The organism is Streptomyces taklimakanensis, assembly GCF_009709575.1.
Taxonomy (GTDB): Bacteria; Actinomycetota; Actinomycetes; order Streptomycetales; family Streptomycetaceae; genus Streptomyces; species Streptomyces taklimakanensis.
On record NZ_WIXO01000001.1, the window covers coordinates 4,365,693 to 4,389,710 of the forward strand.

General features: G+C 72.3%; 17 protein-coding genes and 2 pseudogenes. 11 read left to right on the plus strand and 8 right to left on the minus strand.

The window, feature by feature from the left end:
• The first annotated feature begins 90 nt into the window (after positions 1-90).
• Both F0L17_RS19430 and F0L17_RS19435 read left to right on the plus strand, forming a co-directional pair.
• Positions 91-2,406 (plus strand): sialidase family protein, encoded by a 2,316-nt coding sequence (locus F0L17_RS19430; protein WP_238419448.1) that lies wholly within the window; start codon positions 91-93, stop codon positions 2,404-2,406.
• Positions 2,403-4,472, plus strand: coding sequence for a beta-galactosidase (locus F0L17_RS19435; protein WP_155072056.1), 2,070 nt, complete (start codon positions 2,403-2,405; stop codon positions 4,470-4,472). The genes F0L17_RS19430 and F0L17_RS19435 overlap by 4 nt, the downstream gene beginning before the upstream one ends.
• A 242-nt stretch (positions 4,473-4,714) precedes the next feature.
• On the opposite strand, the gene F0L17_RS19440 is transcribed toward F0L17_RS19435, so the two are convergent.
• Together F0L17_RS19440 and F0L17_RS19445 are read right to left on the minus strand one after the other, a co-directional pair.
• Positions 4,715-6,763 (minus strand): TIM-barrel domain-containing protein, encoded by a 2,049-nt coding sequence (locus F0L17_RS19440; protein WP_162466438.1) that lies wholly within the window; start codon positions 6,761-6,763, stop codon positions 4,715-4,717.
• Positions 6,764-6,868: 105 nt separating this feature from the next.
• Entirely contained in the window at positions 6,869-7,885 is a 1,017-nt protein-coding gene (locus F0L17_RS19445) for a LacI family DNA-binding transcriptional regulator (RefSeq protein WP_155072057.1), read from the minus strand.
• A 232-nt stretch (positions 7,886-8,117) separates the two neighbouring features.
• Between F0L17_RS19445 and F0L17_RS19450 the strand changes: the two genes are divergently transcribed.
• The 3 genes and pseudogenes from F0L17_RS19450 (at position 8,118) to F0L17_RS27690 (ending at position 13,760) form a co-directional block, all read left to right on the plus strand.
• Positions 8,118-10,037 carry an acyl-CoA dehydrogenase family protein gene (locus F0L17_RS19450; protein ID WP_155072058.1) on the plus strand — a complete coding sequence of 640 codons (1,920 nt, stop codon included), beginning with the start codon at positions 8,118-8,120 and terminating at the stop codon, positions 10,035-10,037.
• Between the two features lie 456 nt (positions 10,038-10,493).
• Positions 10,494-12,554 (plus strand): annotated as a pseudogene (locus tag F0L17_RS27685) (DNRLRE domain-containing protein); the annotation flags it as partial.
• A gap of 333 nt (positions 12,555-12,887) precedes the next feature.
• Complete coding sequence (locus F0L17_RS27690) at positions 12,888-13,760, plus strand: cell wall-binding repeat-containing protein (RefSeq protein WP_338018277.1); 873 nt, start codon at positions 12,888-12,890, stop codon at positions 13,758-13,760.
• 680 nt (positions 13,761-14,440) lie between these two features.
• Here F0L17_RS27690 and F0L17_RS19460 read toward each other — a convergent pair.
• Together F0L17_RS19460 and F0L17_RS19465 are read right to left on the minus strand one after the other, a co-directional pair.
• The gene (locus tag F0L17_RS19460; RefSeq protein WP_162466440.1) at positions 14,441-15,187 is read right to left on the minus strand and encodes an alpha/beta hydrolase family protein; all 747 of its coding nucleotides are present in this window, start codon (positions 15,185-15,187) and stop codon (positions 14,441-14,443) included.
• 46 nt (positions 15,188-15,233) lie between these two features.
• The gene (locus tag F0L17_RS19465) at positions 15,234-15,731 is read right to left on the minus strand and encodes a MarR family winged helix-turn-helix transcriptional regulator (protein WP_155072060.1); all 498 of its coding nucleotides are present in this window, start codon (positions 15,729-15,731) and stop codon (positions 15,234-15,236) included.
• Between the two features lie 85 nt (positions 15,732-15,816).
• On the opposite strand from F0L17_RS19465, the pseudogene F0L17_RS28350 reads away from it, so the two are divergent.
• Positions 15,817-15,984: pseudogene (locus F0L17_RS28350) on the plus strand (EamA family transporter); the annotation flags it as partial.
• A 143-nt stretch (positions 15,985-16,127) separates the two neighbouring features.
• Here the strand turns inward: F0L17_RS28350 and F0L17_RS19475 are convergent.
• The 4 genes from F0L17_RS19475 to F0L17_RS19490 all read right to left on the minus strand — a co-directional run bounded on the left by F0L17_RS19475 (position 16,128) and on the right by F0L17_RS19490 (position 18,325).
• The gene (locus F0L17_RS19475) at positions 16,128-17,093 is read right to left on the minus strand and encodes a hypothetical protein (protein ID WP_155072061.1); all 966 of its coding nucleotides are present in this window, start codon (positions 17,091-17,093) and stop codon (positions 16,128-16,130) included.
• Between the two features lie 44 nt (positions 17,094-17,137).
• A complete protein-coding gene (locus F0L17_RS19480; RefSeq protein WP_155072062.1) occupies positions 17,138-17,548 on the minus strand; it encodes a hypothetical protein in 411 nt (136 codons plus the stop codon).
• A gap of 78 nt (positions 17,549-17,626) precedes the next feature.
• Entirely contained in the window at positions 17,627-17,785 is a 159-nt protein-coding gene (locus F0L17_RS19485; RefSeq protein ID WP_155072063.1) for a hypothetical protein, read from the minus strand.
• Positions 17,786-17,797: 12 nt separating this feature from the next.
• Positions 17,798-18,325, minus strand: coding sequence for a GNAT family N-acetyltransferase (locus F0L17_RS19490; protein WP_162466441.1), 528 nt, complete (start codon positions 18,323-18,325; stop codon positions 17,798-17,800).
• Between the two features lie 100 nt (positions 18,326-18,425).
• Here F0L17_RS19490 and F0L17_RS19495 point away from each other — a divergent pair, with 100 nt between their 5' ends.
• Genes F0L17_RS19495 through F0L17_RS19515 form a run of 5 tightly spaced genes read left to right on the plus strand, consistent with a single transcriptional unit; the run spans position 18,426 to position 23,902 of the window.
• On the plus strand, positions 18,426-18,965 hold the full coding sequence (locus tag F0L17_RS19495; RefSeq protein WP_155072064.1) for a PadR family transcriptional regulator: 540 nt from the start codon (positions 18,426-18,428) through the stop codon (positions 18,963-18,965).
• Positions 18,962-19,669, plus strand: coding sequence for an ABC transporter ATP-binding protein (locus F0L17_RS19500; protein ID WP_155072065.1), 708 nt, complete (start codon positions 18,962-18,964; stop codon positions 19,667-19,669). The genes F0L17_RS19495 and F0L17_RS19500 overlap by 4 nt, the downstream gene beginning before the upstream one ends.
• 20 nt (positions 19,670-19,689) lie before the next feature.
• On the plus strand, positions 19,690-21,315 hold the full coding sequence (locus F0L17_RS19505) for a hypothetical protein (RefSeq protein WP_202917896.1): 1,626 nt from the start codon (positions 19,690-19,692) through the stop codon (positions 21,313-21,315).
• Positions 21,312-22,601, plus strand: a complete 1,290-nt coding sequence (dxr, locus tag F0L17_RS19510; RefSeq protein WP_155072066.1) for a 1-deoxy-D-xylulose-5-phosphate reductoisomerase — start codon at positions 21,312-21,314, stop codon at positions 22,599-22,601. The genes F0L17_RS19505 and dxr overlap by 4 nt, the downstream gene beginning before the upstream one ends.
• The gene (locus F0L17_RS19515) at positions 22,598-23,902 is read left to right on the plus strand and encodes a M50 family metallopeptidase (RefSeq protein WP_155072067.1); all 1,305 of its coding nucleotides are present in this window, start codon (positions 22,598-22,600) and stop codon (positions 23,900-23,902) included. Before dxr ends, F0L17_RS19515 begins: the two co-directional genes overlap by 4 nt.
• The last annotated feature ends 116 nt before the right edge of the window (positions 23,903-24,018 follow it).

The window sequence follows — 24,018 nt, forward strand, 5'->3', positions numbered from 1 at the left end:
CCCGCACCGCCGGCACGCCCGTCTCCCCGCCCCACCCCCACCCCCACCCCCACCCCCACTCCCGTCCCCAGGCAGCGAGGTCCCACCACCATGAGCCACCACCCCCACGGCAGACTCCCGAACCGGGACACGGAGGCAGCGGAGACCACCGGGAACGCGCGGAGCGCGGGCGCCGACGCCGGCGCCACCCGGCGCTCCGTGCTGCGCGGCGCCGCGGCGGCCACCGTCACCGCGACCGCCGCGGGCGGACTGGCCGCCTCCCTCCCGCACCCCACCGCCCACGCCGCCCCGGCGGACCGGGCCCGTCCGGCCGCCGACGGAGCACGGCCCTACCGCTGGCGCAGCGTCGCCATGGGCGGCACCGGCTTCGTCCCCGGCATCCTCTTCCACCCCACGGTGCGCGGACTGCTCTACGCCCGCACCGACATCGGCGGCGCCTACCGCTGGGACGACCGCGCCGCCCGCTGGACGGCGCTGACCGACCACATCGGTTGGGACGACTGGAACCTGCTGGGCGTCGAGGCGATCGCCGTCGATCCCGCCCGCCCCGACCGTCTCTACCTGGCGGTGGGCACCTACGCCCAGCCCTGGGCCTCCAACGGGGCTGTGCTCCGCTCCGACGACCGGGGCACCGGCTGGCAGCGCGCCGACCTGCCCGTCAAACTCGGCGCCAACGAGGACGGGCGCGGCACCGGCGAACGCCTCCTGGTCGACCCCCGCGACGGCGACACCCTGTGGCTGGGCACCCGCCACGACGGACTGTGGCGCTCCACCGACGCCGGCGCCGGCTGGGAGCGCGACACCTCCTTCCCCGCCGAGCCGTCCGCCGGTGGACAGGGCGTCACGGTCCTGGCCGCCGCCGGGCGCACCGTCTACGCCGGCTGGGGCGACGGTGGCGGCACGGAACCCGCCCTGTACCGCACCACCGCCTCCGGCGGCTGGGAGCCCGTGCCCGGACAGCCCATCGGGCCCGCCACCGCCGTCCCCCAGCGCGTCGCCCACGCCCACGGCGCCCTCTACGTCACCTACGCGAACGCCCCCGGCCCGGGCGGACAGACCGACGGCGCCGTCCACCGGCTCGACGTGGCCACCGGCACCTGGCGGGACGTCACCCCCCACCGGCCCGGCGGCGACGACACCTTCGGCTACGCGGGCCTGGCCGTCTCCCCGAACCGCCCCGGCACCGTGGTGGTCTCCACCAACAACCGCTGGGGGAGGGTCGACACCCTCTACCGCTCCACCGACGGCGGCGCCACGTGGACCTCGCTGCGCGAGCGGGCCGTCCTGGACGTCTCCGAGACGCCGTACCTGACTTGGGGCGAGGAGGAGCCGAAGTTCGGTTGGTGGATCCAGGCACTGGCGATGGACCCGTTCGACGACCGCCACGTGCTGTACGGCACCGGCGCCACGATCTACGGCACCCACGACCTGACGCACTGGGCCCCGCGCATCCGCGGCCTGGAGGAGGCGTCGGTGCGCAAGCTGGTCAGTCCGCCCACCGGCCGTGCCCACCTCCTCTCCGCCCTCGGCGACATCGGCGGCTTCCACCACGACACCCTCACCGCCTCCCCGGCCCGGGGCTTTTACCGGAACCCCGTCTTCGGCACCGCCACCGGCCTGGACCTGGCCGCCCGCAGGCCGTCGTACGTGGTGCGCGCCGGCTGGGGCGACCGGGGCAACGGCGCCTTCTCCCGCGACGGCGGCCGCACCTGGACCCCCTTCGCCTCCCAGCCGCCCGGCGCGAAGGACGCCCCCGGCCCGATCGCGGTCACCGCCGACGCCGGCGCCCTGATCTGGTCCCTCGTCCACTGGGACGGCACCCCCCATCCCGGCTGGCGCTCCGACGACGACGGTGCCCACTGGACCGAGATCCCCACCTTCCCCGCCGGCGCCACCCCGCTGGCCGACCCGATCGACCCGCGGGTGGTCTACGCGTACGACACCGCCCGCGGCACCGTCGCCGTCTCCCACGACGCCGGACGCACCTTCGTCACCGCCGCCGACGGGTTGCCCGCCGGGGACCGCGAGTACCAGCTCGCCGCCACCCCCGGCCGCACCGGCGACCTGTGGCTGTCGGCCAAGGACGGTGGCCTGCTGCGGTCCACCGACGGCGGCCGCGTCTTCGTCCGCGACGAGGGGATCGCCGCCTCCCACACCCTCGGCTTCGGCAAGGCCGCCCCCGGCTCGCACCACCCGGCCGTCTACCACGTCGCGCGGCTCGCCGGCTCCGGCCGCACCGCCGTGTACCGCTCCGACGACGGCGGCCGCACCTGGACCCGCATCAACGACGACGCCCACCAGTGGGGGTGGATCGGCCAGACCATCACCGGCGACCCCCGCCGGTACGGCCGTGTCTACCTCGGCACCAACGGCCGCGGCGTGCAGTACGGAGACCCCGTCCGATGACCGTCGAACCCCGACCCGCCCTGGCCGACGTCACCCGCGGACGCCTGCTCTACGGCGGCGACTACAACCCCGAACAGTGGCCCGAGCACGTCTGGCGCGAGGACGTGGAGCTGATGCGGGAGGCGGGGGTCAACCTCGTCACCGTCGGCGTCTTCTCCTGGGCCAGGATCGAACCCCGCCCCGGGGAGCGCGACTTCGGCTGGCTCGACCGCGTCCTGGACCTCCTCGACGGCAGCGGGATCGGCGTCTGTCTGGCCACCCCCACCGCCTCCCCGCCCCCCTGGATGGGGGCCCGCCACCCCGAGACCCTGCCGCGCGACCCGGCGGGCGCGACCGTCTGGTACGGCTCGCGCAACCACTTCTGCGCCTCCTCGCCCGTCTACCGCGAACACGCCCTGCGCATCACCGCCGACCTCGCCGACCGCTACGGCGACCACCCGGCGCTGCGGCTGTGGCACGTGAACAACGAGTACGGCACCTTCTGCTGGTGCGACACCACCGCCCGGCACTTCCGCGGCTGGCTGCACAAGCGCTACGGCGACCTGGAGGCCCTCAACGAGGCCTGGGGCACGGCCTTCTGGAGCCAGCGCTACGGGGAGTGGGAGGAGATCCTCCCGCCGCGCCGCACCCAGTACCTGACCAACCCCACCCAGGAGTTGGACTTCCGGCGTTTCACCAGCGACGCCCTGCTGGAGTGCTTCACCGCCGAACGCGACGTCCTGGTCAAGCGCACCCCGAACGTCCCCGTCACCACCAACTTCATGCCGCTCTTCGTCGGCCAGGACGGTTGGGCCTGGGCGGAGCACGAGGACGTGGTCTCCGTCGACCTCTACCCCGATCCCGCCGATCCGTTTGGCCCCGACGGCGCCGCGCTGGGCGCCCTGGTGCAGGACCTCACCCGGTCCCAGGCGGGCGGCCCCTGGCTGCTGATGGAGCAGGCCGCGGGGGCCGTCAACTGGCGCGGCGTCAACCACCCCCGGCCTCAGGGGCTGACGCGGCTGTGGTCGCTCCAGGCGGTGGCGCGCGGCGCGGACGGGATCTGCTTCTTCCAGTGGCGCCAGTCCCGGCAGGGCAGCGAGAAGTTCCACTCCGCGATGGTTCCGCACGCCGGGCGGCGCAGCCGCACCTTCCGGCAGGTGTGCGAGCTGGGCGCCGACCTGGGCGCGTTGGCCGAAGCCACCGGGACCCACGTCCCGGCGCGGGTGGCCGTCCTGCACGACTGGGACGCCTGGTGGGCCGGCCTCCAGCAGGGCCGCCCCTCCGAGCGGCTCGCCTACACCGAACCGCTGCGTGCCTGGCACCGCGCCCTGTGGGAGCGGAACCTGCTCTGCGACCTCGCCCACCCCGAGGCCGACCTGAGCGACTACGCCCTGGTCGCCGTGCCCCACCTGTATCTGCTCACCGACACCGCCCTGGACAACCTCGCCGCCTACGTCCGCGGCGGCGGCACCCTGGTGTGCGGTTTCTTCACCGGCGTCGCCGACGCCGACGACCGGGTCCGCGAGGGCGGCATGGACGCCCGGCTGCGCGAGCTGTTGGGCATCGACCTCGTCCACGAGTGGTGGCCGATGGACGAGGGCGACGTCCAGGACCTCGTCCTCCGTACCGGCGACCCCGGCGCCCCCGACGACCCCGACGGCGCGTGCGGCCCCACCGCGGCGCTGTGGCGCGAGGACGTCGAGACCGCCGGCGCCGAGACCGTCGCCGTCTACCGGGGCGGCGAACTCGACGGCCGCCCCGCGATCACCCGCCACACCGCCGGAGCGGGAACCGCCTGGTACCTGTCCACCCTTCCCGACCCCGCCACGCTGCGCGCCCTGCTGGGCCGCGCGGCCGACGAGGCGGGCGTCCGGCCGACCCTGGCCGGGCTGCCGAGCGGGGTGGAGGCCGTGCGCCGCGGCGAGCTGCTGTTCCTCCTCAACCACCGCGGGGAGCCGGTCACGGTCCTTCTGCCCGCCCCCGCCACCGACCTGCTCACCGGCCGGCGGTACGGGCGTGAGCTCCCGCTCGACCGCCACGGCGCGGCCGTCCTGCGCGAGGCACCGCCCGCGCCGGGGGGCGGCTGAGCCACCGGGCCCCACCCCGCCCCGCACTCGCCCCACACCGCGAAGACGAGGTCTCCACCGGAGCGACCGGAGCGACCGGAGAAACGTGGCACCGGGCCGGCGACCGCCGGCCCGGTGCCGCTTTCCTCCCGGCGGCCGTCGAGATCCTCGCCGGCCGGGGCGCCCGGAAACCCGGACACGGATACGGGGCGGGCGGTCGCCGGCGGAGACCCCGCCGGCGACCGCCCGCCCCGTATCCGCCGTCACTCCTCCCGGATCGGCAGCTCCGCGCCGTCCCGCAGGAACAGGGGGATCCGCTCCAGCGGCGCGGGCACGGTCACGGATTCACCGCCCGGGTACGTCTCGCCCGTCCAGGCGTCCGTCCACCGCGCGCCCGCCGGGAGGCGCACGGCACGCTCCCGGGCGCCCGCCTCCAGTACGGGCGCCACCAGCAGGTCGGGGCCGAAGAGGAAGGCGTCGTCGATCTCCCAGGCCGCCGGGTCGTCGGGGAACTCCAGGAACAGCGGTCGCATCGGCGGCAGACCCTCGGTGTGGGCGGTGCGCATCTGCTCCAGCACGTACGGCCGCAGGCGCTCGCGCAGCCGCAGGTAGGACTCCAGGATCGCGCCGGCCTCCTCGCCGTAGGACCACACCTCGTTGGGCCCGCCGGTCATCTCCGGTCCGAGCGGCATCCCCGGCTCGCGGAAGCCGTGCAGTCGCATCAGCGGGGAGAGCGCGCCGAACTGGAACCAGCGCACCATCACCTCGCGGTAGGCCGGGTCGTCCGGGTCGCCGCCGTGGAAGCCGCCGATGTCGGTGTTCCACCACGGGATGCCCGACAGGGCGGTGTTGAGCCCGGCGGCGATCTGGCGGCGCAGGGTGGCGAAGTCGGTGCCGATGTCGCCGGACCACAGGGCGGCGCCGTAGCGCTGGGAGCCCGCCCACGCCGAGCGGTTGAGGGAGATGATCTCGGTCTCGCCCTCGGCGGCCAGGCCGTCGTGGACGGTCCGGGCGTTCTCGCGCGGGTAGAGGTTGCCCACCTCCAGCCCGGGACCGGCGTGGTAGCGCAGGTTGGCGGAGAAACCGGGCTTCAGCTCCGGCTCGCCGGCGTCCAGCCAGAAGGCCGTGATGCCGTACGAGGCGTAGTTCTCCCGGATGCGGGACCACACGAAGTCGCGCGCGTCGGGGTTGGTGGCGTCGTAGAAGGCGACCTGGACGGGTTCGGCGACGCCCTTGTCGGGCCAGTCGGCGTGCGCCATCGGGCCGTACTCGGTGCCGATGAACAGGCCCTGGTGCTCCATCGGCCGGTGGTTCTCGCTCAGCGGCGAGACCGACGGCCACACGGAGACGACCAGCTTCACGCCCAGCGCGTCCAACTCCTTGACCATCGCCGTCGGGTCGGGCCACTCGGCCGGGTCGAACTTCCACTCGCCCAGGTGCGTCCAGTGGAAGAAGTCGCAGACGATCGCGGACAGGGGCAGCCCGCGCCGCTTGTACTCGCGGGCCACCGACAGCAGTTCCTCCTGGGTGCGGTAGCGCAGCTTGCACTGCCAGAAGCCGGCCGCCCACTCGGGCAGCATCGGGGTGCGGCCGGTGACGGCGGAGTAGCGGCGCTGGGCGTCGGCCGGCGCCCCGGCGGTGATCCAGTAGTCGATCTGCCGGGCGGAGTCGGCGACCCAGCGGGTGCCGTTGTGGGCCAGCTCCACGCGTCCGACGGCCGGGTTGTTCCACAGCAGGGTGTAACCGCGGCTGGAGGTGAGCACGGGGATGGACACCTCGGCGTTGCGCTGCACGAGGTCGACCACCGTGCCCTTCTGGTCCAGCAACCCGTGCTGGTGCTGGCCCAGGCCGTACAGCCGCTCGCCCTCGTAGGCGGTGAAGCGCTGTTCCAGACGGTGGTAGCCGTTGCCGGTGGCGGTGTGCAGCCGGGGGCCGGGCCACCAGAAGTGGGCGCGGTCCTCCGACAGCAGCTCGGCGCCGTCGGCGGTGCGGACGAAGCGCAGCATGCCCTCGGCATCGACCACGGCGGTGATCGCTCCGCAGGTCACCACGGCGTGGTCGGCGGCGATCCGGATCTCGGTGTCCTCGGCGGCCGGCGGCTCCTCCAGCAGCGCGCCGGGCAACCCGTCGAGGACCGGGCCGCCCAGTCGGGACCGGACCCGGAGGGCGTTCGGCCCCCACGGTTCGACGCGGACGGTCTCCTGCCGTCCGCGCCACTCCAGCGCACCGCCGTGCGTCCGGAAGGTGCCGTGGGTGGGGGAGGGTTGGGCCAGGGAGGAGGACGGGGGAGAGAGGTGGGCGGGTGTGGACACGGTGCTCCCGGATGCTCGGCGGGTGGATGGTGGATCGAACGGCGGGGCGGAACGGACGCGGAACCGTCCAGGCGGACGTGCGGCGGAGGGGGAGGGGAGTGCCGGTCAGTGGGGGAGGGCGGGGGCCGGGCCGGAGCTGGTCCGCACGGTGAGCCGGGGCGGCAGCAGGTCGAGCCGCTCGTCCCGCTCGCCGCGGACCTTGGCCATCACCAGTTCGACCGCCCGGCGTCCCATCTCGTGGGCGGGTATGGCCACGGAGGTCAGCCGCACGGACGCCTGGACGGCCACCTGGTCGGGGCAGATGGCGACCACCGACACGTCCTCGGGGACGGCCTTGCCCAGCCGGCGCAGCAGGCTCAGCAGCGGCTCAATGGCGGCCTCGTTCTGCACGATGAAGCCGGTGGTGTCCGGGCGTTCGTCGAGGACCCGGGTGAGCGTCCCGGCCATCGCCGCGTAGTCGCCCTCGCAGGGGCGGTGCAGCAGCCGCACTCCCAGCTCGGCGGCACGGGTGCGGAGTCCGTCGCGGGTGCGCTCGGCGAAGCCGGTGTGCCGTTCGTAGACGGCGGCGGCCTCTCCGACGACCGCGACGTCCCGGTGGCCCAGCTCGGCCAGGTGCTCCACGCACAGCGCGCCGGTGGCGGTGAAGTCCAGATCCACGCAGGTCAGTCCGGACGGGTCGGCGGGGATGCCGATCAGCACGGACGGGCGCCCCGCCTCGCGCAGCAGCGGCAGTCGGGCGTCGTCCAGCTCGACGTCCATCAGGATCATGGCGTCGGCCAGTCCGCTGCCCACCACCCGGCGCACGGCCGCGGGCCCCTCCTCGCCGGTCAGCAGCAGCACGTCGTGGTCGTGGGAGCGGGCGGTGGTGGCGACGGCCAGCGCGATCTCCATCATCACCGGCACGTACATGTCGGTGCGCAGCGGCATCATCAGGGCGATGATGTTCGAGCGGCTGCTGGCCAGCGCCCGCGCCCCGGCGTTGGGGTGGTAGCCCAGCGCGCGGATGCTCTCCTCCACGCGTTCCCGGGTGGCGGCGGAGATGGAACGCTTGCCGCTGAGGACGTAGCTCACGGTGCTGGCGGAGACTCCGGCGTGCCGGGCGACCTCGGCGAGGGTGACCATGGACTCTCCAGGGCGATGCGGGAAGCTGCTGTGGTGAAGCGCTTCGACAGGGGATCTGCGACCAGACCCTAAACCCGCGCTGACAAGCTGTCCAGATGCTGTGCCATGGCTTGTCGAAGCGCTTCAACAAACGGTCGCACACGGGTGCACAACGGATCAAAGTCGGTACAGAACGTATGGAACGGGTACATACGGTTGGGTAACACCCGTCCGTAGAGCGAGGTGAGCCCCGATGTCCGTCTCCGAGCGGGAAGCACGACAGGTCGCCGAGGCCGCGAGGGAGAGCGAGTGGCGCAAGCCCAGCTTCGCCAGGGAACTCTTCCTCGGTCGGTTCCGCCTCGACCTGGTCCACCCCCGCCCCCGGCCGGACGACGACGAGGTCCGGCGCGGCGAGGAGTTCCTCGCCGCGTTGGAGGAGTTCTGCGCGGCGGAGGTGGACGGCATCGCCATCGACCGGGAGGGCCGCGTCCCCGACCGCGTGGTCAAGGGACTGAAGGAGCTCGGCGCGCTCGGCATGAAGATCGACCCCGAGTACGGCGGCCTGGGCCTGAACCAGCTCTACTACAACCGGGCACTGGCCCTGGCCGGCTCCGCCAGTCCCGCCGTCGGCGCGCTGCTCTCGGCCCACCAGTCGATCGGTGTCCCCCAACCGCTGAAGATGTTCGGCACCGAGGAGCAGAAGCGTGCCTTCCTGCCGCGCTGCGCCCGCACCGACGTCTCGGCGTTCCTGCTCACCGAGCCCGACGTCGGCTCCGACCCGGCCCGACTGGCCACCACCGCCGTGCCCGACGGCGACGACGCCTACCTCCTGGACGGCGTGAAACTGTGGACTACCAACGGCGTCATCGCCGACCTCCTCGTCGTCATGGCCCGGGTGCCGGCCTCCGAGGGGCACCCGGGCGGCATCACCGCCTTCGTCGTCGAAGCCGACTCCGAGGGCATCACCGTGGAGAACCGCAACGCCTTCATGGGGCTGCGCGGCATCGAGAACGGCGTCACCCGCTTCCACCGCGTCCGCGTGCCGGCCGCCCACCGCATCGGCCCCGAGGGCGCCGGGTTGAAGATCGCCCTGACCACCCTCAACACCGGACGCCTCTCCCTGCCCGCGATGTGCGCGGGCGCGGGCAAGTGGTGCCTGAAGATCGCCCGCGAGTGGTCGGCGGCACGCGAACAGTGGGGCAAGCCGATCGCCCACCACGAGGCCGTCGGCTCCAAGGTCTCCTTCGTCGCCGCGACGACCTTCGCCCTGGAGGCCGTCCTCGATCTGGCCTCCCGAATGGCCGACGAGGACCGCAACGACATCCGCATCGAGGCGGCCCTCGCCAAACTCTACGGCTCGGAGATGGCGTACCGGATGGCCGACGAGCTGGTCCAGATCCGCGGTGGCCGCGGCTTCGAGACCGCCGACTCCCTCGCGGCCCGCGGCGAGCGGGGCGTCCCCGCCGAGCAGATGCTGCGCGACCTGCGCATCAACCGCATCTTCGAGGGCTCGACGGAGATCATGCACCTGCTGATCGCCCGCGAGGCCGTCGACGCCCACCTGTCGGTCGCCGGCGACCTGGTCGACCCCGACAGGACCCTCACCGACAAGGGCCGCGCCGCCGTCCGCGCCGGCGGCTTCTACGCCCGCTGGCTGCCCAAACTGGTCGCCGGGCCCGGCCGGCTCCCCGGCTCCTACCGCGAGTTCCACCCGGCCGGCCACCCCGACCTGGCCGCCCACCTGCGCTACGTCGAACGCACCTGCCGCCGCCTGGCCCGCGCCACCTTCCTGGGCATGTCCCGCTGGCAGGCGAAGCTGGAGGGCAAGCAGGGCTTCCTGGGGAGGATCGTGGACATCGGCGCCGAGCTGTTCGCCATGAGCGCCGCCTGCGTCCGGGCGGAGACGATGCGCCGCGACGGCGAGCACGGCCGTGCCGCCTACCAACTCGCCGACGCCTTCTGCCGCCAGGCCCGCGTCCGGATCGAGGAACTCTTCGACCGGCTGTGGAACAACACCGACGCCGTCGACCGCGTGGTCGCCCGCGGCGTCCTGGGCGGGGTCTACACCTGGTTGGAGGAGGGCGTGATCGACCCCTCCACCCCCGGCCCCTGGATCGCCCCGGCCGACCCCGGCCCCGCCACCCGCACGGACGTCCACCGCCCCATCCCCTGACCCTCACGCGCACTCCCGGAAGGTGGCGGCGCTCCTCGGGGCCGTAACGCGAGGGGCGTTTTTCAGCCAGATATCGCGCTGGAGTCCAGGCACTCCGCCAAGGACGCGAGCGGTAGGCGAAGACGCTTGCCGGAGGTAGGCGGCGTGCTCGTACGGGCGTACAGAGGAGAAGCTCCGGCGCGTGCGGAAGACCTGACACGAAACCAGGGGAATTTCACCGGGAAGCGTTCGTCAGCCTTCAAAGTTGGAGATCAAACCATAAGGTCGGTGGCTTGTTCCGGAACGCTCCACCTTGCCGAATGATCTTGACTGCCCTTGGGTGCCTGTGCGTGAAGTCCGAGGAGACTTCGCGGAGTGATCGTGAAGCATGTCCTGGATTCTTGTGAATCGAGGGCGGAGAGGACTGGAAGGGTGCCTATTTTCACCCGGCACAGACGCTCGCTGTCCCGAACAGCCATAGGGGCGGTGATTGTCGTGGCGGCCCAGACCTGCGTCACCGCGACGGCCGCCACTCCCCCGAAGCCCGAAGGAGGAGGGAAGGCCCAAGACCCCGCTCCGGCGGCTGTGGAACTCCCGAAGGACGCGGGCGAGGTCCCCGAGGCAAGATTCAAGGCGCGTAGGACCGGTAAGCGAGTCGAGTTGGTGTCGGAGAGGACGGAGACCTCCCGCACCTTCGCCAACCCGGACGGCAGTTTTACCACCGAGATGACGGCGGGGCCCGAACGGGTCGAACGGGACGGCAAGTGGTATGCCGTCGACGTCACCCTCACGAAGCGTGATGGCAAAGTGGTGTCCAGGAACCATCCGGAGGGCCTGACGCTGGCCGGCGGCGGCGGTGCCGTCCCCGGTTCCCTCTCGGCCGCCGCCAAGTCCTCAGCGCGCGACCTGGTGACGCTCGGTTCCGGTGAGGAGCGGGTAACGCTTCAGTGGAAGGGCGGGCTGCCCGAACCGGTGCTTGACGGGACCACCGCTCGTTACGAGAACGCGGTCCCGGGCGCGGATGTGATCGTGGAGGCCACCCGCACAGGCTTCGAGCAGTTCGTCGAGATCCGGAAGCAGCCTGAGCGTGGGGACTACTCTTACACCCTGCCGCTCAAGACCAAGGGGCTTGAGGCGGAAGAGCAGAAGGACGGGTCCGTGCTCTTCACGGACGCCGCCACGGGGAAGAAGCGTGCCGTGATGCCCGCGCCCGTGATGTGGGACTCGACGGTCGACGAGGTGTCGGGCGAGCACACCCGTCGCGTACCGGTCGAGATGGACGTGGTCGGCCGGGGCAAGGGCGCGGTGGACCTGGTCGTCACCCCCGACGCGGACTTCCTCGCCGACCCCGAGACCCGTTATCCGGTCACCGTCGACCCCTCCACCTCGGCGCTGTCCAACACCTTCGACACCTATGTGCAGCAGGGCGAGACGGTCGACTGGTCCAACGACACCGAACTCGACCTCGGCAACCCGGGAACGACCAACTCCGACGGCACTCCTCGCACCGCCCGGTCGTTCATCCACTGGAACACAACGCCCATCCGAGACGCTCTGGTATCCGCTGCGGAACTGAAACTGTGGAACTTCCACTCGGGAAACACCGACTGCCGGTCCTACGGCTGGGGCGTGTGGGCCACCGGTGCCGCTTCCACCTCGTCGCGGTGGACCGACCAGCCCGCCTGGGTGCGGCAGTACCACACCTCGACCCAGACCAAGGGCAACCCGGCCTGTGGCTCGGACGGGTGGATCTCCGCTGACGTCACGGACCTGGCCCAGTACTGGGCTTCCGGCCAGGTCACCCGTGGCCACATGGGGCTGCGCGCGACCAGTGACGCCGTCGGGGCGTGGAAGCGGATCAACTCGGCGAACAACGCGAGCAACCAGCCCAGGCTGACCGTCACCTACAACCACCGGCCGCAGACCGGCACCGACCAGCAGGCCGGGCCGCCGTTCTCCGCCACCGACGGGGTGTGGGTGGTGAGCACCACCACGCCGGTACTGCGGGCCGCCTTCGACGACGCCAACGGTGACGAGGTCAACGGCACCTTCGAGATCCGCGACGCCGAAACCGGGACGAAGGTCGGTGACTACCTGGTCTCCGACTGGACGTCGTCCGGAGTGCCCGCCCAGGTCACGGTGCCCCAGGGGTGGTTGCAGGACGGCGGAAGGTACGAGTTCCGCACATCCCCCTATGACGGTACGCACTACAACACCGGCTGGTCCGACTGGACCCCGTTCACCGTCATCACCGACTCCGCTGCGAGCCTGACCCGCATCGCGGGCAGTGACCCCGTCGACACTTCGGTGGAGGTTTCACGGAGCCACTGGAAGGCGACCTCGGCGGCCGACGGCAACGCCGCGGACGCGGTCGTGCTCGCTCCGACCGATAGTTACAAGGACGGTGCTTCCGCGATTCCGTTGGCCAAGGCCAAGCAGGGCCCGCTGTTGCTCACCGCCAAATCCGCGCTTGACACCAGGGTGAGCGCGGAGATCGAGAGAATCCTTCCAGAGGGGAAGACGGTCTACCTTGCCGGCGGGGCGTTCAGTACGAGCGTCGACGACGCGATCCGTGGCCTCGGTTACGATGTCGTGCGCCTGGCCGGCGCCACCGCACAGGAGACCTCCCTGGTCATCGCCCGTGACGGCGTTGCCGAGCCTCAGCACGTGGTCATCGCCAGCGCAGGTAACTGGGAGGACGCGGTGAGCGCGGCCAGCGCGGTCGCCGCCGCCGAAGGAGCGCTCATCCTCAGCGACGGCGGCACTCTCTCCTCGGCGGCCAGGACATGGCTGGACGGTCTGCCGGACACCGTGTCCAAGACCACGGTCGGTGCGGCCGCCAGTGACGCCTACCCCAGCACCTTCGGCGACGTGGTCGGCCGCGACGACATCGAGACCAGCGCCTTCATCGCCGACAAGTTCATGCCCCAGCCCGAGCGCGTCGGTATGGCCACCACCAGCACCTACACCGATGCCGTCAGCGGGGGCGCCTATGCCGCCGCGGTGGAAATGCCCCTGCTGCTGAACCCGCCGACGGAGTTCACCCAGAGCGGCGCATGGTTCGCCGAGGATCACAGTTCCACCGCGAAGAACGTCACCGTCTTCGGTGACACCAGCGCACTCTCCGAGGGTGTGGCCACAGCGGCGCAGGCGGCCGCCACAGAAAAGTTCATCAGCGGAGAGATCGTTCCTCCGGGCGAGAACGAACTGACCCAGGAGGACGTCCAGCACATGGCGATCAAGCCGGACTGGGTCGGTGACGACGGAGGAGAGGTCAGCACCCTCGCGTACGACGGGTACATGAACTCGGCAGAGTTCAAATTCTGCATGTGGCCCAGCAGGGCACGTATCTGTGCCATCGCCTACGACGAATCCGTGATTGCCGAGAACATGGCGATCAACGAAGCGAAGGACACAGGGTTCTGGCCGGGAGGCCGCACCAACGGAGGCAAGCCGGACGCCTACCGACACTGCACCTGGAACGCGCTCATGGCCTACGAGATGGGCGCCAAGACCGCCAAGGGCTTTGCCGACCGGCACGAGCAGGGCCCCAAGCCCGCCAATATGAGCGAGGAGTTGGCGGAGCGGCACCACAGGATGGACTACCACAACAACGCATGGGGGAGATTTTTCGGCCAGTACGGCAAGGATGTCGGGATGTCCCGCAGTGAGGCCGAGTCCGTCCTTCCGGGATGGTGTCTGCAGAGCGTGAGTGATGGCACTCTGAACTACTTGTGGTACTGAGCGTAACGCAGTGGATAGATAGTTGACTGTTGTTCCGTCGGTGCGGGCGGCCATGCGCCGCCCGCACCGCGCACTTGAAATGTTCAGAGAACGGTGTGATTCTTATGCGTCGCCTCGCAGCGGCAGCAGCTATTTTCCTGGTTGTCTGCCAAGCTGTTTTCGTTGCCTTCTTCGCCTTTGTCTTGCTTCCCTTGTCCGCTCAGGGAATCCCACCACAGGATATTGATGTTTCTCCTGAGGCGGTGGAGGGGAAGGTTATGCGTCTCTACGCGCTCGGCGGGGCCTTCATGGCCATGAGCGCGTGGATGTGCTGGATTCTCTCTCGGTCCTTGCGGTCGAGTCCTTCCACCAGGCGGGCTCTCGCTATCTGCGCCCTGTTGGAGGCAGGCTTGTTGGCGTATGCCGTGTACAAGGGAAGCCTGCCGGCGGCCTCAGGAACGGCCGTTACGCTTCTTCTCATTCTGCTATGCCGTCCGCGCGGCTCCGAAACGAGAAGCCGGGCCGAAACTACTGCGAATCCAGTATGAGAGTCGGGAACCTCCCTCGCTTGACATCGCCGCCGAGAGCCCGCCCGTAGGTGTCCGGGCGAACAGTCGTCGAACAGGTCGCCCGCGACGCCGATCACGGCTGGGTGCTGGCCCCCCAGGCCGGGAGTCCGGGACCACCGCGCCCATGGGCGGCTACCCGGGTACGGGGAGACCCGCGGCGCGGGCTAGGGCGCGAGCCGTGGCGCGACCGGCCTCCAGAGCGCCCGCGTCGCGGGCCGGGACACAGCGCTGCCGCGCGGGGTCGTACTCGGTCATCACCGCGCTCGCGTGGTCGGCGTCGGTCTCGGTGAGGGTGACCGGCCATCCCCACCGGTCGAGGACGGACACGAAATTCCGCGGGTGGTGGACGGGGGCGATATCGTCGGCGGTGCCGTGCACCAGATGGACGGGCACCGGGGCGGCGGGCGTCGCGGCCAGTGCGTCACGCAGGTTGCCCAATCCCATCTCCGGGCGCTCCCAGAGGTACCTGCCCGCGATCCCGGCGACCGCCGCGGGCCGCCATCCGTCCATCAGCTCGGGCCGGACCGCGACACTCACCGCGGCGTACGCGCCCAGCGACCAGCCGGCCAGCACGATCCGGCCGGTGTCGCCGCCGAACTCGCCCGCCCGCTCCCGGGCGAAACGCACCGAAGCCCGCAGGTGTCCCCAGCCGCCGTCGGGCGCGTCGGGGCGCCAGTCGGGCACCACGACCACGAACCCCAGCGAGGCGGCCTGACGGGCGAGCGGCGCGAGTACGTCCCGCTCGTCCGGACCCCTGCCGTGCCAGGGGAGGACGGTGGGCGCGGCGGCCGGGCCGTGGGCGGGCCGATGGACGTCCAGTAACCGGCCGCCGGGTTCGTGGACGACGCCTTGCTCGGTGCTGACAGCGGTCTCGTTCACGCCCGGTCGAACGGTTCGGCGCGGACGAAGGTGCCGCGCGTCCGGCTCAGTCCCCCCGGTCCCCGAGGGACTCCAGCAACTCGCGCAGCAATCCGGCGAGTTCGCCGCGCCGGGCGTCGGTGAGCCCGGCCAGGACGCGGTGCTCGGTGGCGAGGTGATCGGGCAGCACTCGGTCGATCAGGGCGTGCCCCTCATCGGTGAGGGTGACGTGCACCGCGCGGCCGTCCGTCTCACTGGGGGAGCGCGCCACCAGGCCGCGCGCCTCCAGCCGGTCCAGACGCTGGGTGATGGCCCCGGAGGTGACCATGGCCGAGCGCATCAGCTCGGCCGGGTTCAGCCGGTACGGCGGCCCGCTGCGGCGCATGGTGGCCAGGACGTCGAAGGACGCGTGGTCCAGCCCGTGGGCGGCGAACGTGCGGCGCAGTTCGGCGTCGATCAGCCGGGAGAGGCGGCCCAGCCGCCCGATGACCCCCATTGGGGAGGCATCCAGGTCGGGGCGTTCGCGGGCCCACTGCTCCAGCACTCGGTCGACGTGATCGGCCATGGCCTCACCCTACTCGGTGTCTTAGCGGTGAGAGATACGTCACCGGCCGTGACCAGGTCGCTTAGCGTTGAGATACTTTTGCTTAGTGCTAAGTAATCGAGTCGGAATCCTGCTGGTCACCGCCCTGGCCCCGGCCATCTGGGGCACCACCTACCTCGTCACCACCGAACTGCTGCCCCCCGATCGCCCGCTGCTGGCCGCAGTCCTTCGTGCCCTGCCCGCCGGGCTCCTCCTCCTCGCGCTGCCGGTCCGGGCCCTCTCCCCACCCGCGGGGCTCACCCACGCGGCCGCCCTGGGGTGGGCGGTCGGCCTGGCGGCCGCCGGGGCGGTCCGTCTGCTGTGGCGCGCCGGGAAGGGCGGGAGGCGAGGCGAGACGGGGCGCGAGGGAGGCGGGCCCTAGGAGTGTCGTCCCGGGACGCCGTCGGCGTGGGTGTACACGGGCGGTTCGCCCCGCATCCTGTACACCCGCCGGTAGCGGGAGTCGTCGAGCAGGGCGCTGATCTCGAACGGTCCGGGCACGGGACCGGACTCCAGCCAACCGAGACCGTAGGAGGGGTCCTTGATCGTCATCGTCCGCTGCTCGCCCTCGGCATCGAGGTACCGGACCTCCAGGAAGAAGCGGCAGAAGGACTTTTCGATCCTCATGTCGATGAGGATGTCGAAGGCGTCGCCGGGCGGCAGGGGCACCGAGTAGTTGCGGAAGTAGTCCTTCCCGTCGGCCATCAGGCGCGGGTCCTCGCTGTCCAGGTCCAGCACCGCGTAGACCGCCTCCTCGCCCACGGCGCCGCCGATCGGGTAGTACAGCACCTCGTCGATCGCCGGCTCGCAGCGGAGCGAGGAGGGTCTGATGTCCACCAGGCGGACCCGGGAGTCGCCGGTGTTCACCACCGACAGCTTGAAGGAGTCCGCCACCTTCACCGGGTGCTGCCGCTCCCGGAAGGCGACGGCGTCGGGGGTGTCCCCGTGCCGGTAGGGGTCGTGGAGGTAGGCGCGGTCCTCCCGCTCGGTGGGAAGGTACTTCGACACCGTGTGGACGCCGGTGTCGCGCAGGGTCATCGTCGCCCGGAGGACACCGGCCTCCCCCGCCTCGCCGGGGAGACCGGCGGGCTGCTCCGACCCGTTCCGTTCGGAGCCGTTCCGCTCCGGGGCGTCACCGCCCACCGACTCCGTGCGGGCCACGACGTAGAAGGCCGGCAGACCGGCGAGCACCACGGCCAAGGCCCCGGTGAGCAGCCGGGTCACGGCGCCGGCGGACAGGCCGACGGTCATCGTCCCCGCGGCCTGGTAGACCCTGCCGTCCCCGTCGGCCCTGCCGTTCTGCCGGGTGTCCCCGCCGGTCGGCTCGGCGTCTTCGCCGCTCACGTCGCCCCCGCTGTCCCCGCTGCCCCGTTCGCCGCCCCCGCCGGTCAGTTGACGGTCATGTCACGGCCGGCCTGGTAGACGCGGGACTTCCCCGTCGCGTGGGCGTTCTGCACCACGGTCGTGCCGCCCGCGTCCGCCGTCCGCGACGCGTACTGCCGGACGAACTCCCGCAGGACGTCGGCGGCCTCGGGCTCGTCCCGCACCAGGCGCCGGATCCGGCCGCTCCACTCGCCGCGGATCTCGTCCTCGGCCTCGCCGTCGTCCGCCTGCCGGGCCTGTGCCAGATCGTCGGCCGACGCGTCGAGCTGCCCGGAGACCGAGTCCGCCTGCTCGGGCCTGAACCGGCGCCACACGCCCACCATCCGGTCCCTGGCCTGCTCCCAGGCGTCGGTCAGCATCAACGCGACGAGCGTGTTCGCCGACGCCGTGGCCACCTGCATCCACTCACCGCTCATCGTTCCCCCGTCGATCGCCGGTCCTCGATCCCGGCCGTGTGCCGGGCCGGTTGGCACCCACCGATCGTAGTACCGCGCTCACGCCCGAGGGGGCGAGCGGCGCGAGGCGCGGACCCCGTGGACGGGAACCGGCCGCCCCGGCTCGGGACGGACCGCCGCGCTCGTCGCGGCGCACGCCCCGCCGTCCGGCGGCTTGCCGTCGGCCTCGTCGTGGACGATGCCGCGTTCCCCGATCACCCCGATTCCGTGTCACACGCGGTCGAACGGCTCGGCGTAGGCGAAGGTGCCGTGCGGGGTGGAGCCCTCGGAGGCGTACGCGCTCAGCGCACGGACCTGGAAGTACCGCCCCCAGGCCGGGTCGGGCGGGGTGATGCCGCACTCCGTCGCGGCGCGGAAACCGAAGCGTCCGTAGTAGCCGGGATCACCGAGCAGGGCCACCAACGGTTCGTCGAGGGCGTCGGCCGCGCCCAGCACGGCGTGGACGAGCGCCGAGCCGACGCCGCGCCCCTGGTGGTCGGGGCGCACGCTCAGCGGGCCCAGCCCCAGTGCGGGCGTGGCGCCGACGCGTCCGCGCGTGCACACCACATGCCCGACCACCTCGCCGTCCGGCTCCTGGGCCACCAGCGACAGGGCGGGCAACCATCCGTCACAGTCGCGCAGTTCGTCCAGCAGGGTCACCTCGACCGGAACGGGTGCCTCGGCCCCGGGGGCGAAGGCGGCGCCGGTGACGGCGCGGACGGCGGGGACGTCGGCGGGGTTCTCGCGGCGGATCAGCACCGGGGCAGTCTGCTGGGCCGTCCCCGGGTGGGGCAACGCGTTTTCGCCCCGCCCGGGGGCGACTTGACGGGGACTATTACCTCAGGGAATAGTCCCCGTCATGTCGACCGCAGCCCATGTACTGCTCGCCCTGCTGGCCGCCGGGCCGCAGCACGGCTACGACCTGAAGAAGGCGCACGACCGGCGCTTCCCCAGGGCCAAGCCGATCGCCTTCGGCCAGGTCTACGGCACGCTCGGCAGGCTGGAACGCGACGGCCTGGTCGAGAAGCGGGGGCAGAGCCGCGAAGGCGGCCCGGACCGCACCGAGTTCGCCCTCACCGACGCGGGACGCGAGGAGTTGCGCGCCTGGCTGGAGACGATCGAGACCCCGGCCCCGTACGTCAGCAGCTCCCTGTTGGCCAAGGTCGTCGTCGCCCTGCTGGTCGACGGCGTCGAGCAGGCCCGCGACTACCTCACCGCGCAGCGCCGGGCGCACACCGCGCGGCTGCGGGAGCTGACGACCGTCAAGACCGACCCGGAGTCCTCGCTCGGCGACGTGATCGCCGCGGACTTCGCCATCGCCCACCTCGACGCCGATCTGCGCTGGCTGCACACCACGCTGGAACGCGTCGCCGACCTGCACCGGGAGGTGCACTCATGACGTTCCTGCGAGCCCGCGGGGTCGTGAAGTCCTACGGGCCCACACCCGCGCTCCGCGGTGTCGACCTGGACCTGGCCGAGGGCGAGACCCTCGCCGTCACCGGCCCCAGCGGCTGCGGCAAGTCCACCCTGCTGCACTGCCTGGCCGGCATCCTGCGCCCCGACGCGGGCGAGGTGCTGTACGGGGGGCAGCGCCTCGACACCCTCTCGGAGACGGCCCGCTCCCTGCTGCGGCGCACCGACTTCGGGGTGCTGTTCCAGTTCGGGCAGCTCGTCGCCGAGCTGACGGCGGCCGAGAACGTCGCCCTGCCGCTGCTGCTGGCCGGGAAGGGGCGGCGCGAGGCCCGTGCCGCCGCGCTGGAGTGGCTGGAGCGGCTGGACGTCGCCGACGTGGCCGACTCCCGGCCCGGCGAGATGTCCGGCGGCCAGCAACAGCGGTGCGCTGCCGCGCGCGCCCTGGTCACCGGGCCGAAGGTGCTCTTCGCCGACGAGCCCACCGGCGCGTTGGACGCGCTCGCCGGGGAGCGGCTGCTCGGGCAACTGACCCGGGTCGCCCACGAGCAGCGCACCAGCGTCGTGCTCGTCACCCACGACGCGTCCGTCGCGGCCTACGCCGACCGCGAGGTCGTCCTGCGGGACGGGACCGTGGACCCGTCCGGCCTCGGCGTCGACCTGACGACGACACCGCACGGCGGTGACCGGTGAAGCCCTCCTCGCTCCTCCGGTTGGCCCTCGCCGGAACCCGCACCGACACCCTGCGGGTGGCGCTCACCGCGTTCGGCGTCCTCCTCGCCGCCCTGGCGGTGTTCTCCGCGCTGAACGTGCTGGCCATCGAGGCCCCCGCCGGGCTCGGCCCGGAAGACGGCAGCGCCTCCTGGTCCGACCGGTACACCAACGCGCTGCTGCGCGAACCCGGACTGCGCCCCGGCGTGGCCACCGCCCTGCTGATGCTCGGCATTCCGGTGCTGGCCCTGGCCGGGCAGTGCGCCCGACTCGGCGCCCCCGCCCGCGACCGACGGCTCGCCGCGATCCGGCTGGCCGGCGCCACCCCGCGCCAGACCACGGCCGTCGCCGCCGCCGAGACCGCGGTGGCGAGTCTGCTGGGCACCCTGGGCGGGCTCGTGGTCTACCTGATCGGGCACGAGGTGCTGCACCGGCCGGACGCCGAGGGCAGGTTGCGTCTTCCCACCGACGTCCTGCCGTCCGCGCCCGCGATGGCCGCCACCGTACTGGGCCTGCCGCTGCTCGCGGCGGCGACGGCCGCGGTGATGCTGCGCCGGGTGACCGTGGACCCGCTCGGCGTGGTGCGCCGCACGCGTTCGAAGGGCACGCCGAAGCCGTGGCCCGCCGTCCCGCTGGTGCTCGGGGTCGGCGCGTTCTTCGCCTACGAGGGGCTGTGGACGTGGTACGACGAGACCCGCGACCCCTCCTTCGCCTTCCCCCTGCCGCTCGTCCTGCTCTTCGGGGGCGGACTCCTGGCCGCCCTCGGCATCGTGCTCGGAACGGGCTGGATCTCCCACACCACCGGCCGGGTGCTGCACCGCCTCGCCCGGCGCCCCGCCCCGCTGCTGGCCGCCCGACGGTTGCTCGCCGACCCCTGGCACGGCAGCCGCACCCTCGCCGCGCTGCTGGTGGCCGTGGTCTTCGGCGCCGGCGCCCTGGCCGTGCGCTCCTACTTCACGGTGATGGACGAGGCCCGGCGGGAGGCGTGGCGGCTCCAGGCCGAGGCGGCCGGCGAGACGGGAGCGGTCGGGTACGGGGCCGACTCCTTCTACCTGAGGAGCATGGACCTGGTGGACACGGCCGTGATCGTGGCGCTGGTGATCGCGGCCGGCGGAATGCTGGTGGCCGTCGCCGAGGCCGTCGTCGCCCGCCGCCGCGCCCACGCCGCCCTGACGGCCTCCGGAGTGCCCCGCCCGGTGCTGGTCCCGGGCGCTGCTGTGGCAGACGCTCACGCCCCTGGTCCCGGCCGTGCTGTTGGCCATGACCGTGGGCACCCTGATGGGCCGGGGCTTCTTCGGCCCGCGGGTGGTGGAGCACGGTGGCTCGGTCGAGATCTGCGACGCGGAGCCGGACGCCTGTTTCGGCCCCGGCGCCTCCGAGGAACACGTCCGCGTCATCGAGGTGCCCGACGTCGTGCGCGCCGTCCCCGTGCCCCTGGACGACCTGGCCCTCCACGGTCTGGGGGTGCTGGCCCTCGTCGCGGTCGCCACCGGCCTCGGCCTGCTGTTCCTGCGCACCGGCACGTCGGTGGAGGAGCTGCGCACCGGGTGACGGCCGGGCGGCGGGGCGTGGCACGGTGCGACGCGGTGTCCGGCCCGTCCCGCGGACCGGACAGAATGGGGGGATGACCGACAGTCCCGCTCCCCTCGCCGACCCGCACCTGCGCCACCCGGCCGGCACCGCCGGCTCCCCCGCCGACGGGCCGCGCGACATCGTGATCCTGGGCTCCACCGGATCGATCGGCACCCAGGCCGTCGACGTGGTGCTCGGCAATCCCGACCGCTTCCGGGTGACCGCGCTGTCCGCCGCGGGCGGACGGGTGGGGCTGCTGGCCGAGCAGGCCCACCGGCTGCGGGTCCGTACCGTCGCGGTCTTCCGCGAGGACAGGGCCGACGAGCTGCGCGAGGCGCTGCGTGCCCGCTACGCCCCCACCGAACCGCTGCCCGAGGTGCTGGCCGGACCGGAGGCGGCCTGCGAACTGGCCGCCTCCGAGTGCCACACCGTCCTCAACGGCATCACCGGCTCCATCGGGCTGCGTCCCACCCTCGCCGCGCTGGAGGCGGGCCGCACCCTGGCCCTGGCCAACAAGGAGTCGCTGATCGTGGGCGGCCCGCTGGTGAAGGCGCTGGCGAGGCCCGGCCAGATCATCCCCGTGGACTCCGAGCACTCCGCGCTCTTCCAGGCCCTGATGGGCGGCACCCGGGCCGAGGTGCGCAAGCTGCTGGTCACCGCCTCCGGCGGTCCCTTCCGGGGGCGCGGCCGCGCGGAGCTCCGGGACGTCACGCCCGCCGACGCCCTGGCCCACCCCACCTGGGACATGGGCCCGGTCATCACGATCAACTCCGCGACCCTGGTCAACAAGGGGCTGGAGGTCATCGAGGCGCACCTGCTGTACGACATCCCCTTCGACCGCATCGAGGTCGTCGTCCACCCGCAGTCCTACATCCACTCGATGGTGGAGTTCACCGACGGATCCACCCTCGCCCAGTGCGGCCCGCCCGACATGCGGCTGCCCATCGCGCTCGGCCTGGGCTGGCCGCACCGGGTGCCCGACGCCGGTCCCGTCTTCGACTGGTCCACGGCGATGAACTGGGAGTTCCGCCCCCTGGACGAGGAGGCGTTCCCGTCCGTGGCGCTGGCCTGCCACGTCGGCGCCCTCGGTGGCACCGCCCCGGCGGTCTTCAACGCCGCCAACGAGGAGTGTGTCGACGCGTTCCTCTCCGGAGGGCTGTCCTTCACCGGCATAGTGGATACCGTCGCCGCGGTGGTCGAGGAACACGGCACCCCCCGGGCGGGGGAGCCGACCCTGGAGGACGTCCTCGACGCCGAGGACTGGGCGCGCGCCCGCGCCCGCGAACTGGCGGCACGTACGGCACGCACCACCGGTGCGACGACAGCGGAGGCACGCGCATGACGACGGTGATGACCATCCTCGGCATAGTCGTCTTCGTCGTCGGCCTGCTGTTCTCCATTGCCTGGCACGAACTGGGCCACCTGTCGACGGCCAAGATGTTCGGCGTCCGGGTGCCGCAGTACATGGTCGGCTTCGGCCCCACCCTGTGGTCGAAGAAGAAGGGCGAGACCGAGTACGGCATCAAGGCCATCCCGCTCGGCGGCTACATCCGCATGATCGGCATGTTCCCGCCCGGCGAGGACGGCGCCATCCGGCAGCGCTCCACCTCCCCCTTCCGGGGCATGATCGAGGACGCCCGCGCCGCCGCCTTCGAGGAGCTCCAGCCGGGCGACGAGAAGCGGCTCTTCTACACGCGCAAGCCCTGGAAGCGCGTGATCGTGATGTTCGCCGGCCCCTTCATGAACCTGGTGCTGGCCGTGGTGGTCTTCGTCACCACGCTGATGGCCTTCGGCATCAGCACCCAGACCACCACCGTCGCCAGCGTCTCCGACTGCGTCATCAAGGTCTCGGAGCGGACCGACACCTGTCCCGAGGGAGCCCCAAACTCCCCGGCCAAGGCGGCCGGTCTGAAGCCCGGCGACACCATCGTCGCGTTCGACGGGAAGGAGGTCACCGAGTGGAGCGACCTCCAACAGCGCATCCGCGACACCATCGGTCCGGCCACCGTCACCGTCGAGCGCGACGGGGAGCGCGAGGTCCTCCACGCCGTCCTGGTGAAGAACGAGGTGGCCAAGTCCGACGGGCGCGGCGGCTACGTCGAGGACGAGTACGTCACCACCGGCTTCCTGGGCTTCTCCCCGGCCACCGGCGTGGTCGAACAGACCTTCCCGCAGGCCGTGGACCGCATGGGCGACATGATGGTCAGCGGCGTCGACGCCCTGCTCGGCCTCCCCGAGAAGATCCCAGGGCTGTGGGACGCCGCCTTCAACGGCGCCGAGCGCGAACAGGACTCGCCCATGGGGGTGGTCGGCGCGGCCCGCGTCGGCGGCGACGTCTTCGCCCTGGAGATCCCGGCCGAGCAGCGGGTGGCGGTGATGCTCTTCCTGGTGGCGGGCTTCAACCTGTCGCTGTTCCTGTTCAACATGCTGCCGCTGCTGCCGCTGGACGGCGGCCACATCGCGGGTGCCCTGTGGGAGTCGGTGCGTCGGGGCTTCGCCAAGCTCCTGCGCCGCCCCGATCCCGGCCCGTTCGACGTGGCCAAGCTGATGCCGGTGGCCTATGTGGTGGCGGGTGTCTTCGTCTGCTTCACGCTGCTGGTCCTCATCGCGGACATCGTCAACCCGGTGCGCCTGACGGGATGAGCGGGCGCCCACGCGGGGGCGGAGGACGCGCCGGAGCGCGCGCCGCCCGCCCCCGCGCGCGTGCGGCGGACCGCGATGTGCCCGGGGCCCGGGGCGTGCCGTAATCTCGGATGCCG

What these genes read in the sequence shown, in the direction of transcription:
- F0L17_RS19430 (WP_238419448.1), top strand. Translation starts at nt 91, where the DNA reads ATGAGCCACCACCCCCACGGCAGACTCCCGAACCGGGACACGGAGGCA.
- F0L17_RS19465 (WP_155072060.1), bottom strand. Translation starts at nt 15,731, where the DNA reads ATGGCCGATCACGTCGACCGAGTGCTGGAGCAGTGGGCCCGCGAACGC.
- F0L17_RS19495 (WP_155072064.1), top strand. Translation starts at nt 18,426, where the DNA reads ATGTCGACCGCAGCCCATGTACTGCTCGCCCTGCTGGCCGCCGGGCCG.
- F0L17_RS19450 (WP_155072058.1), top strand. Translation starts at nt 8,118, where the DNA reads ATGTCCGTCTCCGAGCGGGAAGCACGACAGGTCGCCGAGGCCGCGAGG.
- F0L17_RS19480 (WP_155072062.1), bottom strand. Translation starts at nt 17,548, where the DNA reads ATGAGCGGTGAGTGGATGCAGGTGGCCACGGCGTCGGCGAACACGCTC.
- F0L17_RS19515 (WP_155072067.1), top strand. Translation starts at nt 22,598, where the DNA reads ATGACGACGGTGATGACCATCCTCGGCATAGTCGTCTTCGTCGTCGGC.
- F0L17_RS19445 (WP_155072057.1), bottom strand. Translation starts at nt 7,885, where the DNA reads ATGGTCACCCTCGCCGAGGTCGCCCGGCACGCCGGAGTCTCCGCCAGC.
- F0L17_RS19435 (WP_155072056.1), top strand. Translation starts at nt 2,403, where the DNA reads ATGACCGTCGAACCCCGACCCGCCCTGGCCGACGTCACCCGCGGACGC.
- F0L17_RS19500 (WP_155072065.1), top strand. Translation starts at nt 18,962, where the DNA reads ATGACGTTCCTGCGAGCCCGCGGGGTCGTGAAGTCCTACGGGCCCACA.
- dxr (WP_155072066.1), top strand. Translation starts at nt 21,312, where the DNA reads ATGACCGACAGTCCCGCTCCCCTCGCCGACCCGCACCTGCGCCACCCG.